The organism is Paenibacillus sp. WC2504 (assembly GCF_052682475.1).
In genome coordinates this window covers 895089-913040 of record NZ_JBQZFH010000001.1, presented here as the reverse complement: position 1 = coordinate 913040, position 17952 = coordinate 895089, and the positions used below count along the sequence as shown (strand labels likewise).

The following is a 17952-nucleotide window of genomic DNA, read 5'->3' as shown; positions in this document are numbered from 1 at the left end:
AACCTTTCCATGAGCCTAAATGAAACCATTACGCCTTGGCAGGAACATTTGTTTTGGGTTGAAATCCTGCAAGATCATGCCATTTTTGTGGACGAGGCGCTTGCTAATGAAGAGGTGCAATGGATCACCATTGCCAAACGGTACATAGCGGCATTCACCGAACTGCGCAACCGTATTTTGAAAACAGATCCTTCCCTCCCGGTCTCCTCGGAAACCATGATTCAGCTCTCTAAAGACATATACCCCGTTGCGCATGGGTACTACCAGTTTGAGGGCTTTATGCAGCATTTACGCATAGAAAATAAAGTCGTCATCTCACTGACACCTGTGTATTTCAACGGAACTTTATTGGAAAACGGCGAGTATCTGAGGATTTTGCACGCTTGGATGAACGGCGTGCCTTACGAGCCCCTGCCTCTTGTTGCGCTGATGGAGATGTGGCTGGAGGATCAGCTTGGACATACCGTGCTGCTGAGCAATCATTTGGACCCAACGGAAATGGAGCTGCTGAAAAGCACCCAGCAATACGCACAGCAATTCAGCGCCCATATCGTCAAAAACACCGCCATCCGCGGGTTCCTCCGCTTCACAGCACCGGGTTTCCCGGTGCAGCAGAAGTTCGCCAGACAAGTTGCAGAAACAGTGATCGGCTTCTATCGACTCGTCGAAGAGGTCATCCGCGAATATCAGCATACGGAACTGCTTAGCCGCCTGACCTTGCGTTTCCTTGAGCATCACCTGCCGGAAACTTGCTATTTCTTGCATAAGCTGGCTGCTTACAACGTGGAGATTCTTAGTTTGCCGAATTGTCCGCTGACGAAGCCGTCATTTGAGTGATGAGGGTGGCGCCTAGCTGGGAAAAGACGAAAAACCGTCAGGCTGTTTGCCTGGACGGTTTTTCTTAATGTGATTAATGAAATTACCGCTCGCCTTCCCACTCGGCATAAAACTGCTCCAGGTACTGCTCCATGAAGCGGTGCCGCTCCTCCGCAAGCTTGCGCGCGTAGGCGGTATTCATCAGCTCCTTCAGCTTAAGGAGCTTCTCGTAAAAGTGATTAATCGCGGTGTCATTGCCCGCGCGATATTCCGCTTCCGTCAGGTGCTCACGTGCCGTGACGGAGGGATCATGAATCGGGCGGCCCTTCCAGCCCGAATAAGCAAATACGCGCGAGATGCCTACCGCGCCTATGGCATCCAGCCGGTCGGCATCCTGCACGACCTGGCCCTCAAGCGTGCGCATCGGAGGCCGCGCGCCGCCCTTGAACGACATCGTGCTGATGATCTCCAGCACGTGATCCACTGCGGCCGCCGGCGTACCGCTGGCGGCCAGCCATGCTTCCAGCTCGCGCTGCGCAGCGGCTGGATCGGCGTTCAGCTTCTCGTCGACGACGTCGTGAAGCAGCGCCGCAAGCTCGCAGACGAAAGCATCGGCGCCCTCTTGGGCGGCGATGCGCTTCGTCGTCTGCACGACGCGATAGATGTGCCACCAGTCGTGGCCGCTGCTATCGCGCTCCAGCTTTTCCTTCACAAGCGCTTCCGCCGCGAGTAAAATGCTCTCCTGTTGTTCTCTCGTCAAGTGTTTTCCATCATGCTGCATCATTTCTTCTTTTTCCTCTTTCCTTCCCCAGCTTTTCCTTCATCCGTTGTAGTTGCCGATTCTCCCTCAACGGATGGTGCATCCTTCTCTCTGCCTTCGGGAGCGGTATATTTCTGGATAATTTTCTTAAAATTTTTCCCATATTTATCTTCGAGCTTCGCGCCCATATCCTGCTGCAGCTCGTGAATCACTACATCGCGCCAAAAATTATTGAGCAGCAGCTCAACCATCGCTGGATGCTCAGTCAACATCGCAAGTGTCGGCTCGTCGCCGCCTCTTGTGCCGACAATGGCCAGTTTGCGGTCGATCAGCAGCGTAAATTTCCTCCCGTTGCGTTCGTTCCACGTAACATCACGTTTATGCGAGAACTGCTGTACGCTACTTGGCAGAGCCGCATCTCCAATCGTCGAAACAAGCAGGCGCACACCTTGTGCGGGTACTTTCCGCAGCTCTTCCTTCAGCAGCTGCGCCTCCTGTGCCCAAAGATCGCAAAGCACCTCCTCCTTCGCTTTCCTCAGTTCTGTTCGGATGCGATCCAGCACCTTCGTGTCGCCTTCCAAGCTGAAATACTCCGACCGGTGCGCACCCTGCTTCGGCATGTGCTCTTTCACATAGCGGATTGACGCTTGCAGCTCCGCCTCGACACGATCGCCGATCTCCTCGATCGGCACGCTTTGGTAATGCGTCGGCTCACCGTGACTGGTGAGCACGGCGCCTTTCTCCGCAAGCTTCTGGAGCGCGGAGTACACATTCGAACGCGATACGCCAAGCTGCTTGGCGATTTCATAACCCGTTTGTGTGCCGCTTTCGGCAAGCACATGCAGGCACTTGGCTTCCAAGTCGGTGAAGCCGAGGTTTTTCAAATGCAAGTGGATATCCTCCATGCCAGTTCCCCTTTTCATAAGCTGCGATAAGTTCATGTTTTCGATATTGTAACATGATTTCTTCCTCGAAGTCGTATAGTCCTTCCTTGCCGGCCATCTCAGCAAAAAATGTTCATTCTCAATATATTCTCAATTATATGTTGACAATGATAATCATTATCAAATAATATGAAGTTGGTTGGTAACAGCAGGACAATTACAAGATGACTACATGCCTATAAAAACATTTCGTGGAGGGATTCCCATGCCAAAAATCATTATCGTTTACGCCAGCATGTCAGGAAATACGGAGGAAATCGCTGAAGAAATCGCAGCAGGCATACGTGAGGCAGGCATTGAGCCTGTAGTGAAATCCGTCATGGATGTGAGCGGTGTAGATCTCGTGAACTACGATGGTATTCTGCTTGGAGCTTATACATGGGGTGATGGCGATTTACCGGACGAATTCGAAGACTTCTACGATGAATTAGAAGATCTGGATCTAAGTGGACGCAAATCCGGTGCATTCGGCTCCGCTGACTCCTCCTATACACACTTCGGTGCAGCTGTAGACACAATTGAGGAGAGACTTGCCGAGATCGGAACTGAGAAAGTGTTTGACGGTTTGAAAATCGAATTTAATCCGACTAGCGAGCAAAAGAAATTATGTCGTGAACTAGGCGCAAAATTCGCTGCTGCTGTCGCTGTTTCGGCCTAATACATCATGTTGGCGGGCTTTGGCACTTCGCTGGGCTCGCTTCTTATTAACACCCACCTATATTGCACTTTTTACAATCAAATTGATCGAATTAAGCACCTCTTCAGCTTTTCGTTGTACAATGTGCAATTAGTTTAGCTGAAATCGTTCCATTCACAGCCATTTGGCTAATAACGTTGTACTTTGTACAACGAGCTGCTCTTCAGGCTGAAATAAGCACCTCTTTCGCTGCAAAAAATGCAACGAAGCTCCCCCAACAGCTCATATAAGCACCAAACAAAAAGGACCAGAACACAGCTGCTCGCTGCTGCTCCAATCCCTTTTTCTACAAAGTCTCTACTTCAGCCATTTCAATATACGGCATACTCTTCAACTCTTCATATACTTCTGATGCATACTTACGGTCAATAAAAACAATGAAATTGAGTTCCTGCAGTTCATGACTCAACTCTTTGATGTGTACACTTTTCATTCTATACCCTCTAGCGATAATGTCCTTGATGATATTCGTTAAATTACCCTCATGGGATACGATGAGCTTGACTCGCAGATCCTTCATCAATAGTGGTCTTGGACCCATTTTCTTAATATAGTACGGCAATACCACGACACTCACCATTATTAGCAGCAGGCCCACAAACGCTTCAACAAAAAAACCTGCGCCAATGGCAATTCCTAGCCCAGCCGCTCCCCAAATCATCGCCGCCGTCGTTAGTCCAATAATGACATCATTATGCTTCCTAAGTATGACGCCTGCGCCAAGAAATCCGATCCCGCTAACCACCTGCGCCGCAAGCCGCATAGGATCCATGACATGAAGTCCGGGAACCGCATATTTATTCGAAGATTCAATAGATACGATTGTCAGCAAGCAACTACTTAAACAAATGACTAGAGAGGTTTTCAGTCCAAGAGGTTTATTTCTGATTTCTCGTTCTAAGCCAATAATTAAACCGAAGATAGCTGCAATTCCTAGTTTTATTAAATCATGTATGTCCACAGTCACTAGCATCGTTGTTGTCTCTCCTATTCTAGATGTCATTTACAATATATTAACATTTAAACCTCGTAGATAAATAGGTATAGATGTTACAATTATAATCCAAAGTTTTACTTTTTCCCTATCCACACCTTCCTCTCATCTCCTGACACCCCCTATCCAAAAATAATATTGACCACAAGTCACTTTATTGCTATAAATGAACTTATATAATGTTAATCGGTAAGTTATTAGTGCTCTTTCATGGTCTTCCGATTAAATATTTTTACTTATTCGAACCAATCAAGCCAAAAAGTTGACCAAAAGTCATACTTAGAGCAATATCTGATCTTATACACAATTAATAACCAGGGAGGCTCAATCATGGAGCGTGAGGGAAACATGGCTACTCGTTCAAATCAACCGAAAGACGATCTTGTAAAAACAACCGGAAAAGTACTACATAAAACGGGTTTTCTATTCATCCTGGCCGCTATGGCGCTCGCAGGCTGTTCCAATGAAGCCCCACTATCTTCCACAACAACAGCTCAGCATGCGGCCGAGACAGCAATCAAGCCTGTGAAAACGGCTCCGGTTACCACACAAGCATGGGCAGGTGCTAAGACGCTCACGGCCGATGTGGTTCCTTCATTAGAATTGAATGTCATGCTCAAAGTGGATGGCGATGTGAAGTCCGTACGGAAGAAGCGCGGGGAACAAGTTCAAAAAGACGATGTGATCATCGAGCTGGATAATAAAGATTTGCTTCGCCAAAAACAAAAACTGCTTTATGCCAGAGCCAGTCTTGAAGAACAGTTGTCCAAAGCCAAAAAGGATTGGGATGACGGCATTCTGGAGTTAACCAACAATATTGCGATAACCCAGCAGTCCTTGGACGATGCAAACAAGCAATATAATCGGATTCTGAATGACTATGACACCGGGCAGGCAACGAAGGATCAGAAGGAGCAAATGGAATCTCAGGTCAAACCATTGAAACTCAATCTTCAAACTTTGCAGCAAAAGCTTCAAACGCTCCAAAATACCCAACCGCTAGCCGCCATCCAATACCAATTGCAAGCTAACGATATTGATTTGCAGGATGCTGATGTCAACCTTTCTTATTTTGAAGTCAAGGCGCCTGCGTCTGGTCTTTTGACCGAAATGCCCATTGAGGAAGGAATGACGTTGGCCCGAGGACAAAAAATCGGCGTTGTGCAGCGGCAATCACCGATCAAAATCCGTGCTGAAGTAACGGAAGCGGACTTAGCGCTCGTGCAAGGCAAACCGAGCTTGTCATTTCAAGCGTCAGACTCCCCAGATACATATGAAGGGAAAGTAACTTATTTGGCGAACACGGCCAATACCCAGACGAAAACCTATTCGCTGGAACTTGAAGCCGCAAACGAAAACGGCCGCCTGAAATCCGGAATGCGCGTCCAGCTTCTACTGGCTGGTGGCGGCGAACAGCAGGTCATCGTTGTACCGGCGGGCAGCATTTTGCGCGAGGATGGCGAGCCTTATGTATTCATTTTGATTGGAGACCATGCCGAAAAAAGGACAGTCAAGCTCGGCCGCAGCAAGGATGACATGACGGAAATTACCCAAGGACTGAAGGCAGGCGAGGTATTGATCGTCTCCGGTCAGTACCAACTTAAACATATGGAGAAAGTAGCGCCCGGCCAGTAGTTTTTGATTTTCTAACTGGAACAGCTGGACGGACAGAAGGAGTGAATCCGCTTGATTGCCAAACTGATCAAATACCAAAAGATTACCCTGCTATTCTTTGTCGTGCTCGTGCTGCTGGGCGCCTTCAGCTTTTTATCGTTAAGCCAGCGTGAGAATCCGGAAATCACGGTATCCATGGCTACAGTAAAAACGATCTATCCCGGAGCATCGCCCGAAAAGGTCGAGCAGCTTGTCACCAAGCCGTTGGAAGAGGAAATTAGAAAGATGGAGTCCATCAAGTCGATCGATTCGACTTCCTCTACCAATGTGTCCTTCATTACTGTAGAGATGCAGCCCGGGGTCGATAACAGCCGTGCATGGGATACGCTCAGACAAAAGGTGCAGACCGCGCAAGGCAAGCTGCCCGTAGAGGCGGAACAGCCAGAGATCGATGATGATCTAGCCAAGACTTCTGCGCAAATCATTCACTTAATTGTGGAAAACCCATCTGAGCTGGAGTCCTTACGGTCCATTTCTACAACATGGAAGGACCATTTGCGCACAGTTTCCGGTGTCAGTGACGTTGAAATTGTTGGGCTCCCCGATCAGGAAGTGAAGGTGATTCTGGACAAGGAGAAGCTCGAAAGCCTGCAGCTTCCTTGGACCCTGGTTATGCAGGCGCTCACCACCTCGCACGACCGCACACCCATTGGGAATGTGGTTGCCAATAATAACAACACTTATGTTCAATTAACCGGCGAATGGAAGTCCGCCAACGATATTGCCGATACGGTTGTTTACCGGCCTGCAGGGCAAGGCAATTCGCTGAGCATTAAAGATGTCGCTGAAGTTAAAATAGGCCCTAAGAAAACGGAAGAGGAGGTCTTCTATCAAGGCAAACCCGCCGTCGATGTCGTCATTTATCCGGCTAAAGGACAAAATATTCCTACTTTGCAAGATGGGATCGACGCAAGGGTTTCCGAATTGCAGGCTCAGCTCCCTCCGCATGTGACGATGGTATCGTTATTTACGCAAAAGGAGAACGTCGATCATCTGTTTGCCGATTTGTCACGGGAAATGTTGATCGGGATGGCTGCGGTACTCGTTGTCTGTATCCTGGGGCTCGCTTTCGGAACGTCCATTATCGTCGCACTCGCGATTCCCGTATCCATCGCACTCGGCTTCCTCCCGATCAGCATGACGTCCATCGATCTTAATCAGATATCCATTGTCGCGCTGGTCATTGTACTTGGCATTCTTGTCGATGATGCCATTGTCGTTAACGATAATATTGAACGCAGATTGTCTCTGGGCGATTCTCCTCTGGACGCCTCGCTGAAAGGCAGCCAGGAAGTTGCGATTTCGATTCTTACGGCAACGATTGCTACAGCAGCCGCTTTTTTCCCGCTGTTCTTCTTAAAAGGCAACATCGGGGACTTTATCAAGCCGATTCCCGTCGTTGTTAGCTTGACTTTAGCCGCGTCGATGGCAATGTCGTTAACGATCATTCCGATTTTCCGCAAATGGAGCAGCGAACGTAGTCTCCGCAAAGGAGTTTCCTCCCAGAAAAAGCTGCCTGGACTTTTGGGTAAACCTATATGGCTCCTAAGCGAGTTTTATGAAAAGCTCATCCGTCGGCTGCTGCGAAAACCGCTTTTAACCGGAATGATAGGTCTTGTCATTGGTACGGCCAGCTATGGGCTTTTGCCCCTGCTTGGCGTTCAGTACTTTCCGAGCGCGGAACGAAGCGAATTTTTGCTTGATGTGAAAATGCCCGTGAGCGCCGACTATAAGCAAACCGCCGATATGATGAAAAGTTTATCGGTTTGGGCGGCTAAGCAGGATGGGGTCCAGTCTGTTTCTACCTATGCCGGTAGGACAACACCTAAGTTTTACTATGCAGAAACCGCTAATGTCGGAACAAGAATAGGCCAATTATACGTCAAGGTCGACGAGTCCCAAGCCCAAACAGGCAAGCTTGTATCCGATTGGCGAGACCAACTCAAGCGTATATATCCGAACATCGAGTTGTTGCCCAGAGAACTGGAACAAGGCCCTCCTGTCGGAGCGCCGATTGCCGTTCGAATCAGTGGCCCGGACTTAAGCGAACTAACATCGCTCTCCAAACAGCTGCAAACGATGCTGAAAAACATCCCTGGCACGACTAACGTCTCTGACAGCGTCGGTGATGAAACCTATACGATGGATCTGCAGCTTGATCAGGAGAAAGCGCGTTATTACGGCGTCACGGAAAAGGATTTGTCGGGAACCGCTCGACTCGCAACCGACGGAATTGAGGTTTCCAAACTGCAACTAGGCAACGAGGATATTCCCGTTACTTTATTCAGCAAGGCCAACCAGACGTCGTCCGACGAAACGATTGGAGAACTGCTCGTTCCTTCGCAATCCGGGCAACTGTACCCAATCAAGCAGTTCATCAATGTGCAAAACGATCGCATGATCACCTCCGTGCAGCATCGCAATCTGGTACGAACGATTACGGTGAGAGCTTACACGGACGGAAGATTGCCGGCAGATATTGTCGCCGAGCTGCAGCAACAAGTAAGCAAACTGCAAAAACCGAACGCTTACACGATTGAATTTGCAGGCGAGAACGCTGATCGGAACGACGCCTTCTCCTCCATCGGTAAGCTTTCTATTGTGGTTGTATGCCTTATCTTCATCATTATTGCGATTCAATTCTATTCATTGTCCATACCGTTCCTGGTCATGATGACTGTTTATTTGGCCATGGGGGGAGCTTTAATTGGTTTATTCATAACTGGTGCTCCAATCGGATTCATGGCGCTCATGGGCTTCGTCAGTCTGGCCGGGATTGTCGTGCGCAACGGCATCGTGCTGGTTGAGTTTATTGAAGACGCCAGACATCACGGGATGGCCTTGCACGATGCCATTGCCGAATCAGGCCGTGCGCGGCTTCGCCCCATCCTGATGACATCCGCTACTGCAATCAGCGGCCTCCTGCCCATGGCCATCATGGGAGGCAGCCTGTGGCGACCGATGGCCGTCGTCATTATCTCAGGGCTTATTGTCTCCACGATCCTTACGCTCATTATCGTCCCCTCCTTCTATCTACGGCTAGCTCTGTGGAGGGATAAACGCAAGCTGAATCGAAAGGCGTCGGCAGAGACAAACCTTCCGGCTCATGGCGGAACAACTTCTCTGTAAATTCCAAATAAAAAGACTGCACATGCCCCACATTCCGGGAGCAATGGCAGTCTTTTTATTCTATATGAAGCTAAATCCGGAACCGGTACCCCGCACCCCAGATCGTCTCAATATACTGCGGATTCGAAGGATCCTGCTCAATCTTCTCACGCAGCTTGCGGATATGCACCGTAACAGTCGCGATTTCGCCCATGGCATCCATCCCCCAGAGGAGATCGAACAGCTGCTCTTTGCTGTACACCCGATTGGGATTCATCGCCAAATGCGTCAAAAGGTCGAATTCTTTGGTCGTAAACACGACCTCTCGCTCATTCACAAATACGCGGCGTGCGGTTTTATCAATCATCAAACCGCGAATGCGGACCTCATCGTTCTTCGCTTCACGCCGCCCCATCAACCTTTCGTACCGGGCAAGATGCGCTTTGACTCTTGCCACCAATTCACTGGGGCTAAACGGTTTGATCATATAATCGTCCGCGCCAAGGCCCAAGCCGCGGATTTTGTCGATGTCTTCCTTTTTCGCGGAGACCATCAAAATCGGAATGTCCTTTTCGCTGCGAATGCGCCGGCATATTTCGAAACCGTCGATCTTCGGCAGCATTAAATCAAGAATAATGAGATCATACTCCGTCGAGAGCGCGACATGCAGGCCTTTGTCCCCACTGTTCTCGATGTCGACTTCGTAGCCGCTAATCTCCAGGTAATCCCGCTCCAGCTCGGCGATGCTTTGTTCATCCTCTATGATTAAAATCCGGCTCATTCCTGACTCTCCTCCTGCTTGTTAAGCGGTAATGCCATATAAACGGTTGTTCCCTGTCCGATCATGCTTGTTGCGCCAATACGTCCGCCGTGCTCTTCCATGATTTGTTTGGCGATCGCAAGACCCAACCCGCTTCCCCCGGTCGCGGTGTTGCGCGAAGGATCCGCCCGATAAAACCGGTCAAATATATGAGGCAGCGCCTCTTCGGATATGCCTTGACCGGCATCTTTTATTTGAATGACGGCGTTGCCGTCGATTTCTCTGAGGGTTAAGGTGATTCGGCAATTGCCTTCATCACTGTATTTGATTGCATTTTCGATGATGTTCAGCAGCACGCGCCGCAGCTTATCACGGTCTGCCGTTACAAGCAGAGGCTCATCTGGCAGTTCCGTCAGCTTGAAATGTACACCTTTTTTCTCCATATCGAATTGTAATTCTTGCGCGCAATCCTGCACATACTGGCCTAGATCCACGGTTTCGAACTGAAACGGGACTTTCCCCAGATCCAGCTTGGAAAATAAAAACAACTCATCAATCAGTCGATCCATATCGGCCGCTTTCGTGTAAATCGTTCGAATATACTTCTCCAGCTTATCCGGAGAGTTCGTGACGCCATCCATAATACCATGAGCATATCCTTTAATGGCTGTAACCGGCGTCTTCAGATCATGCGAAATGTTAGAAATTAGCTCTTTGCGATTTTCTTCATATTGCAGCTGAAGGTCAACGGATTTCTTGAGCTTGCGCCTCATTTCTTCAAAAGCTCTGCTGAGCTCCCCGATTTCATCATCGGACTGCTGCACCACTTCAAAATCCAGATTGCCTTCCTTGATCTCCTCCGCCGCTCGTTTGAGCGCCTTAAGAGGTTTAATTATGCTGCGGGAAACGAAATAGGTCAGCACACCGTTCGTACCCACAAGGATAAGGATAAACGTCAAAACAACCGATTTGGAAAACTGGTGCAAATATTTCTGAAAAGGCCCTCCATCCAAAAATACAAAAACGGATCCTTTACTTTGATCGGAAAACAGAAAATCCTGCTGCCGAGTTATCCACAGAGAACCCTGATTCCGCTGAAATTGGCCTGATGAGGTACCATAAGCGGGAAGTTTGGAGCTGTTCTGGGCTTCGCCCTCTTTCAAATAGGGAGAGCTATACGTGATTTCTTTATCTTTGCGGATGATAATGCCCATATTGATTTTATGAAAACGGTCCTCCAAATCCTGAATAAACACGGGATCGAGGAACGCGTCGGGTTCGGTTTCCGTTTTCGCTTTCATGTAAGCGACATTCTCGAGCTCTTGTTCAACGACGCGTTTAATCGGGTTGCCTTGGGAGAAATCGACCTGAAAGCCGGACTTCAGTGTGCCGAACGTTGCGATGGAGATTAGAATCACGGCTAGCCCCGACAGGACGAGAGGTACAAGCAGCATGGCAATGTATGAGAGTACCAGCCGTAAGCGAATCGACATCGTGGTCAGATCTCCTTTTTATCGAACAAATAAAAACCTGCTGTAAAAAACAATATACTACACGCTATCAAAAACATAAAGATGCTGCTCACCTTGCCAAGCGCCATGCCGCTTCCGATCAAAAGCATATGCCAGTCTGTGTAAGCCGTAGGCGAATACGTGGCGATTTGCGGGATAAAAAAGGCGGCCACTTTAAAAGCCAAATAAAGAAGGATGCTCACCGTCAATGCAGAAGAGGCGTTGGAGAAAAACTGTGCCAGAAACACAGCGGCGATGCTGAGCACAAGCAGTGGCACAAAGGCCGCGCCATACGCGAGGAACCAATTCATCACCGCGCCAAAGCCGCCAAAGTGCTGGAAAAATAGCGCTGAAATAACGGATGCCAGCAATCCGGCAATTAAGTACAGCGCAATAAAAACACCAAGCGCAATCTGCTTGGAAGCAAACACCTTGAACCGAGAAATGGGCCGCGTTAATGTGTTCTTCATCGTGCGGTCGCCCATCTCACCCGAGAATACGTCGGCAGCGCCCATGAAAACGAATAACGGCAGAAAAATACTCGTGAGCAGCCCCAGCATGATGATCGGAAAATCCTGCGAGGCAATCGCTCCGATTCCGATACCGTTTTGAAACTTGGACAGCAGCAGCCCTGCCAGGAGCGGAAGCAGCAGCGTAACCGCAAGGAAAAAGATGGTTTTCTTCTTGGACGTCATTTTGACCGTTTCGTTCCACACGTTGGCGGTTAGGCTATGCATGCGCAGCAAGCCTCCTTACTTCTTTAATTTCGCGCAGATACGCTTCTTCCAGCGTCGCGCTTCCTTGAGCAATTTCCGACACGAGCCCTTCGCGGACAAGCCGTCCTTGATGAATGATGCCCATTCGGTTGCACATCAGCTCCATTTCATGAATGAGATGGCTGGAGATCAGGAAGGTGATGCGCTCTTCTCGCGCCAGGTGCATAATGATCTCGCGGATATGAACCATCCCCTCGATATCCAGACCGTTCGTCGGCTCATCGAGTATGAGCAATTCCGGCTTCGACAGCATCGCTGCCGCGAGCCCTAGCCGCTGCTTCATGCCTAGCGAGTAACCCGCTACCTTTTCCTTCTGAAAAAGGGTAAGTCCGACGATCTCCAAGACTTCGTCTATGCGCTGCTGACTGATGCCCGGGTAAAATCTTGCGGCCAGCTCCAAATTCCGTCTGCCGCTCATATAGGAATACGCTTCGGCGGTTTCAATCAGGACGCCTACCTTGGCCATAGCCTGCTCATAGTGCGTCGATACAGGATAACCAAAGAGCTTCACTTCTCCTTGCTGCGCTCTGGCGAGTCCGGTCATGATCTTCATGACGGTCGTCTTCCCGGCGCCGTTGGGCCCGAAGAACCCGTAAATGTCACCTTGCTGCACGGTCATATTCACCTCGTGGATGCCGCGCAAGTTATTGTAAATTTTCGTGAGACGATTGATTTCTACGACAGGCTTCATACATTAGCCGCCTTTCAAGATAATAAGGAGGTGGGAGTTGCCCCTGCCTCCTTCCTTTTTTCCCTAGTTTCTATGGTGGGACTTCTCAGGATCGATCTTGACGGTTTCCAACTGCTTCCCTGTCAAATCTACCGTGTCCGGCGTTGTCGAGTTCAGACTGGATAGTGTCATATCCACACTCAATACGACGTTGTGCGCTGTTCCTTGCGCATCTTTACCGGAAATATGAATTTGTGCGGTTTGATTGGTAATATGATTATCGCTGTCCACGCTGGCGTTCACTTCGACTTCATCCATTTTGATGTCGGAAGTTAATTGAGGGAGGCTGTTTTTGAGTGTCGTCACATCAACACCAAGGGTATCAGCCTTGGATGGCATTGGACGTTGACTATTTTCCATCGTAGCATGCTTGATAGCCAGGGAGCCGATCGTGTTGACAACCGGAGAAATTTGACTGCCTGACAATTTGAAATGAATCTCCTTCACGTTGCCTGCCGCTTCATCCATCGTGACATAGTTTTTGAGATTGCCGACTAGGGCGTCAACCACATTTTCCACTTCGCTAACGACTTGAGGGTCCGGTGTATGCTCTGTGCCTTCATGATCTTTGAATTTGCCCATGCCCTCTCCTTCCAGCACTTTGTACACATCGGAATCATTTGTTTTTATAATTTGTTTGCCGTCTTGGTTGTAGAAATGTATGGTTTGTTCGTTCGTGCCGTTATTCACGGTCACTTCTGCGCTTCCTGCGTGATTCGCACCGCTGCTTTTAATCGTGGATTTTACGTTAAGCAATGGAGCTCCGTTATCCTGCAGCGTCACGTTCACTTGGCGTGTTACATTGTGTACGGTTGCCGTCTGTTTCACGGCTGATTTAAACGTCTCATACCCGGGCGCATCGCCCACACCGGCGTAAACCGACGTCACCAGCATCATGCTGCCTACCGCCACGCCTAATCCCATCATGGCTAATTTCTTATTCATACCTACCTGCCTCCGCGTCTTCTAACGCTTTATCTAATTTGGATGCGTTCCTCGCTTCCATGTATTCATCTTATCCCCTCGATCTTAATTGCTTCTAAAAGACCTATTAACCTCGCCTAAAACAATTCTTAAATATTTCTAAACTGATCGGGTAGGGCTGCGACGTATGTAAGAATAGTACTAAATGGAAATAATGCAGTTAATTCCTGCGATTACAGGCTGCGAAGGTTTGCTAACTGGAAAAACTCCAGTTAAATCAGACCCTCACTCTTATAGAGGGGCAATTATCGAGCGAAACTGCGGGAGATTTTGCAGTTATTTGGCTATAAAACAGAGATATGAATAAATTAGCGGTAGTTTTTCCAGCTAAAGAACAAATAAAAAAGAGGCAAGCCTACGCTTACCTCTTACGACTCCCGCGTGCAAAGCACTATTTACTACTATCAGTACTGCTGATCTTCCACCCTCTCTCTCAACATCCCTGTATGCGTGAGTTGAACGTCCACTCGAACGTCCCCTAACTGGTACCCTTCAAGTGGCTGCTCGCCGTTGGAAGTCAGCTTGGCCCATAACTGGAAATTCTGCTTATATAAGACGTGCTCCAACTGATAGATATCGACGCCTCGGTCTTTTCCATGTTCGAACGTTTCCTCGATTTCTTCTGCGATCTGCTTTTCAATTTGTTTGCGTACGGATTCATCATCAACGGTCACCTGAGATTCAATCGTGATCGACTTGCATCTCATATGAACATCAAAGATCAGGTTATCTCCCTTGCGCAGTGTGATCCGCGGATTCGGTTTATGAATGGAAACGGTCTGAACGGGCTTTCCTTTGATGTAGACAACTAATGGCGAACGGGCGGTGCTTTTCTCCATCCAGCGGTCACCTTTAAACTGATTATCTGTAAACCATTCGACTACATTGTTTTTTCCTAGCGCATAAACACCGCTAACTTCCAGCTTAGGATCAGGCTTCTGATTTTTCTTCCAAGCATCCTCTCGAATGCTCAAATTCGGTATCATTAATGTATAGCCAGGTTCGCGAAGCAAAGCGGCCGCCCTGTACAATCGGTATGGACGTATAAAGGAAAGTTGCCGATAATTTTCAATCGGATTCATCAAAATGGAAGCCATCGGAGAGACATTGAAAAAAGGAACAACGGAGAAAATAGCCTCAATTGATTCATCTGTACTATAGATCCATTGGGTAAATCTTGTTTCACTGTATCGAACGGACCCATCCATAAATTTACTAATCCCTTGCTTCAGAGCCTCTTTGGAGAACAAATAGGCGCTGACATGCCCCCAAAAAACACGCTGTTGCGTCGTTTTGTACAATCGATTGAAGGCTTCATTCACCGTAGCTCCTTCTTCGCGACCTACCCAAATCTGAGGCGGCTGCCCAGCTTTGCCCCCCTCCTGTTTCGCTACGGAGCTGAAATCCAACATCTGCGCATAGACGATGTAACGCCCTTTTTGAAAATCGAAGCCTATCGCCGTAAAGTAGTTCGTGTCTTGAATCGTTTTCATATCCCAGCAGCCTGTCAGGCTCGTGAGAATCAACACGCCTATCATGATCCGTCCTACTCGCTTCATCATCATTGAGGATCCTCGCTCTGACGTGTGTCGTCCTTAGGGCTTAGCATCTTAGGCCTGCTCTTCATTGCGCTGAAAGGCTTGGCGAAAACCGCAGTGACCATTTCCTTAAAGCGTGGCGGTGATAGTGGCGACAAGTAGGGAACGCCAAATGACTCCAAGGTCGACATGTATAAAACAAGCCCAATCAATGACACCATGAACCCATAGATCCCAAAGATCGTGGATTCCAATAAAATAATCACCCGCAGGATCGTCACAATTCCAGCAAGTGTCTGGTTCACGAGGGTATACATGGCTATCGTCGATATCGAGGTGATAACAAGGGTCGTCGGGCTAGTGATACCGGAACGAATCGCTGCGTCGCCAACAATCAGCCCTCCAACAACGGTAACGGTTTGTCCAACGACTTTAGGAAGCCTTGCGCCAGCTTCTCGAAACAATTCAAACAGCAGCAGCATAATAATAAAATCCATAGGACCCGATAGCGGTAATCCCAGTCTGGAAGAGGATATGGTAGCGACTAAAGAAAAAGGGATTTGATCGATATTAAAGGCAGACAGCGAAATCCAGAAGCCAGGAAGAAACGTGGCTACAATCAATCCCCCCAATCGCAGTACTCGTTCGAACGCCACATAGTAAAAAGGAGAGTGTACATCTTCTGGCGATTTTAAAATAAACATCAAATTTGCCGGAGCGATGAGGGCCATCGGCGAACCGTCAACAATGATGACGAATCGTCCGCGCAGCAAGCTATCCGCTACAAAGTCAGGTCTACCCGCATAATCCAGCAACGGGAAAAAATTGTACTTTTGCTCTGTTAGCAGCTCTTCCAATTGCGAACTGGAAATCAAGGCATCGAGATCAATTTCTTGCAATCGGCGCCTGGCATCCTGAAGCACATCCGAATCGATGACATCATCGATATACATAAGAGCTACGGAAGTATGGCTGCGCTTGCCAATTTCCATTTTCTCGCAGCAAAGACTGCGGGTTAACAGCCTTTTGCGAATCAGAGCGATGTTGGTAACGATGCTCTCCGTGAACCCATCCCTTGGTCCTTTAATTGAAGTCTCCGTATTAGACTCTTCCGGCGATCGGTTAGGCGGATTGGACAAATCAAGCCCAAAAAGGCGCTGCTGCTCTTCAAAGTACATAATCAGAAACCCTGAATATAGATTGACTGTCATCGTTTCCATCACATCAGGTCCGGTCATCTCCAGCATTTGAAGCAGTGTAGGGAGCGCGAAATTGGACATGCCCCCTTCCCGGTGATGCGAGATGACATATTGAAGGTTAGGAAGTACACGCTGCTCAATATGATCCTTATTAATCATACCGTCGCAATACATGAGCAGGATCTTTTTACTGGCATCCCCTTCTGAGAACAGGTACTCTTTAATGATGACATCGGCCGACGAGGCAAACCAATCTCGCAAATCTCGCTCGTTCACTTCATCACGTTCTCCTTTCGCCTCATCGGCAGGAAGATCAGCACAAACAGCACCAGGATTAATCCTGCGCCAGTAACAAACATCATGGGGTAATACCAGTCCTGAATAAAATTCACCATTTGATTGTCCGTGACCGGCAATAGACACATCGTAACGAAAAAAAAGCTTATCCCTATCAGCAGCCATGTGCGGGTACGTTTCTTTTGGATCATCAACACGTCAATAGTGAGAAACATCAGCATGGACATACGGATACAAGCGCCTGATATCCACTGAAAAATCGATAAAAAATCCAAATGGGAAATATATTTCCCAAGCGTCACCATACGCCATTGTTCAAAAGCCGGATACCTGAGTTGATCTGCTTCAAACGGTCCAAAAATCGCAATGGCCCCGATTAAGGGTCCTACGGTTAATCCCACTAAGCAAACCGCTACGATAAGCAAGGCGGGCAGTCGGATACGGGTATCGGCATGATGCTGGAGAAAAACAATACTTAACAGCTCAAACGAAGAACCGCTGGTTAAATACATCGATTTCAGAGCAGGCCCATACCCATGGGTAAACAGGGGCGTAAGTAAGCTATAGTCTTTGTATTGAAAATTGGCACCCATCACAAAATAGCCCAGCAAGACAACCACGGGGAGTAGAATGCCCGAGGTTATCGCGATGGCGCGGATGCCTTCACGAGCAGCAAAAAAGCAAAAAATCATAAACGCTAGCGAGATCATGATCGGCGGGGTCCTCGGCAAATAAGAGATGTGCGTCCAAGTTACCATATCCTCCATGGTAATGGTCGCATGCGTCATGGCGATGCCAATGACGATCACTTTTAGAAAGAATACAACGAACTTTCCATATCGCTGCCCGACCCATAGCAGTAGATTCTGCTGCTTAGAGCGTTTGATGATGATGTACACGAGACATGCCCATACTAATGTAGGCAAAATGGATAAACCCGCTCCCACCCAGGAATCACGTTTGCCGTAATGCAGCAGTACAGGGATTAAGAGCACATGATTCGTTATGGCAATTGAAATAATAATGACGTAGTACAACTGAAGCGCGGTAATTTTCCGATAACGTGCAGCCATGAGGTAATCTCCCACTTTGGTATGAGGTGGAAACTTTTTATTTGTTAAGTTTTCCAATCCATGTGGAATTATGCAAATAAAAAACCGCCCC

At 48.3% G+C, this 17952-nt stretch carries 15 protein-coding genes; 4 read left to right on the top strand and 11 right to left on the bottom strand.

Annotated elements, in window-relative coordinates:
• Positions 1-9: 9 nt before the first annotated feature.
• Positions 10-837, top strand: a complete 828-nt coding sequence (locus ACUN27_RS04140; protein ID WP_315953089.1) for a DUF2935 domain-containing protein — start codon at positions 10-12, stop codon at positions 835-837.
• A gap of 82 nt (positions 838-919) precedes the next feature.
• Here ACUN27_RS04140 and ACUN27_RS04135 read toward each other — a convergent pair whose 3' ends face one another.
• Positions 920-1600, bottom strand: a complete 681-nt coding sequence (locus tag ACUN27_RS04135; RefSeq protein ID WP_315953088.1) for an HD domain-containing protein — start codon at positions 1598-1600, stop codon at positions 920-922.
• A complete protein-coding gene (locus tag ACUN27_RS04130; RefSeq protein ID WP_315953087.1) occupies positions 1597-2517 on the bottom strand; it encodes a TrmB family transcriptional regulator in 921 nt (306 codons plus the stop codon). The genes ACUN27_RS04135 and ACUN27_RS04130 overlap by 4 nt, the downstream gene beginning before the upstream one ends.
• A gap of 208 nt (positions 2518-2725) precedes the next feature.
• Here ACUN27_RS04130 and ACUN27_RS04125 point away from each other — a divergent pair, with 208 nt between their 5' ends.
• Positions 2726-3178: a flavodoxin gene (locus ACUN27_RS04125; protein WP_127453647.1), complete on the top strand. Its 453-nt coding sequence runs from the start codon at positions 2726-2728 to the stop codon at positions 3176-3178.
• Positions 3179-3503: 325 nt separating this feature from the next.
• On the opposite strand, the gene ACUN27_RS04120 is transcribed toward ACUN27_RS04125, so the two are convergent.
• Entirely contained in the window at positions 3504-4178 is a 675-nt protein-coding gene (locus ACUN27_RS04120) for an MgtC/SapB family protein (protein WP_407075621.1), read from the bottom strand.
• A gap of 363 nt (positions 4179-4541) precedes the next feature.
• On the opposite strand from ACUN27_RS04120, the gene ACUN27_RS04115 reads away from it, so the two are divergent.
• Together ACUN27_RS04115 and ACUN27_RS04110 are read left to right on the top strand one after the other, a co-directional pair.
• Positions 4542-5846 carry an efflux RND transporter periplasmic adaptor subunit gene (locus ACUN27_RS04115; protein WP_445558418.1) on the top strand — a complete coding sequence of 435 codons (1305 nt, stop codon included), beginning with the start codon at positions 4542-4544 and terminating at the stop codon, positions 5844-5846.
• 51 nt (positions 5847-5897) lie between these two features.
• Complete coding sequence (locus ACUN27_RS04110) at positions 5898-9014, top strand: efflux RND transporter permease subunit (RefSeq protein WP_445558417.1); 3117 nt, start codon at positions 5898-5900, stop codon at positions 9012-9014.
• A gap of 70 nt (positions 9015-9084) precedes the next feature.
• On the opposite strand, the gene ACUN27_RS04105 is transcribed toward ACUN27_RS04110, so the two are convergent.
• The 8 genes from ACUN27_RS04105 to ACUN27_RS04070 all read right to left on the bottom strand — a co-directional run bounded on the left by ACUN27_RS04105 (position 9085) and on the right by ACUN27_RS04070 (position 17861).
• A complete protein-coding gene (locus ACUN27_RS04105) occupies positions 9085-9774 on the bottom strand; it encodes a response regulator transcription factor (protein WP_315953083.1) in 690 nt (229 codons plus the stop codon).
• Positions 9771-11246: a sensor histidine kinase gene (locus tag ACUN27_RS04100; protein WP_315953082.1), complete on the bottom strand. Its 1476-nt coding sequence runs from the start codon at positions 11244-11246 to the stop codon at positions 9771-9773. Before ACUN27_RS04100 ends, ACUN27_RS04105 begins: the two co-directional genes overlap by 4 nt.
• A 5-nt stretch (positions 11247-11251) precedes the next feature.
• Positions 11252-12001: an ABC transporter permease gene (locus ACUN27_RS04095; protein WP_315953081.1), complete on the bottom strand. Its 750-nt coding sequence runs from the start codon at positions 11999-12001 to the stop codon at positions 11252-11254.
• Positions 11994-12731 carry an ABC transporter ATP-binding protein gene (locus tag ACUN27_RS04090; RefSeq protein ID WP_315953080.1) on the bottom strand — a complete coding sequence of 246 codons (738 nt, stop codon included), beginning with the start codon at positions 12729-12731 and terminating at the stop codon, positions 11994-11996. Before ACUN27_RS04090 ends, ACUN27_RS04095 begins: the two co-directional genes overlap by 8 nt.
• Positions 12732-12794: 63 nt before the next feature.
• The gene (locus ACUN27_RS04085; protein WP_315953079.1) at positions 12795-13715 is read right to left on the bottom strand and encodes a hypothetical protein; all 921 of its coding nucleotides are present in this window, start codon (positions 13713-13715) and stop codon (positions 12795-12797) included.
• A 443-nt stretch (positions 13716-14158) separates the two neighbouring features.
• Positions 14159-15319 carry a Ger(x)C family spore germination protein gene (locus ACUN27_RS04080; protein WP_445558416.1) on the bottom strand — a complete coding sequence of 387 codons (1161 nt, stop codon included), beginning with the start codon at positions 15317-15319 and terminating at the stop codon, positions 14159-14161.
• Positions 15316-16767 carry a spore germination protein gene (locus ACUN27_RS04075; protein ID WP_315953077.1) on the bottom strand — a complete coding sequence of 484 codons (1452 nt, stop codon included), beginning with the start codon at positions 16765-16767 and terminating at the stop codon, positions 15316-15318. Before ACUN27_RS04075 ends, ACUN27_RS04080 begins: the two co-directional genes overlap by 4 nt.
• Positions 16764-17861, bottom strand: a complete 1098-nt coding sequence (locus tag ACUN27_RS04070; RefSeq protein ID WP_445558415.1) for a GerAB/ArcD/ProY family transporter — start codon at positions 17859-17861, stop codon at positions 16764-16766. The genes ACUN27_RS04075 and ACUN27_RS04070 overlap by 4 nt, the downstream gene beginning before the upstream one ends.
• Positions 17862-17952: the final 91 nt, after the last annotated feature.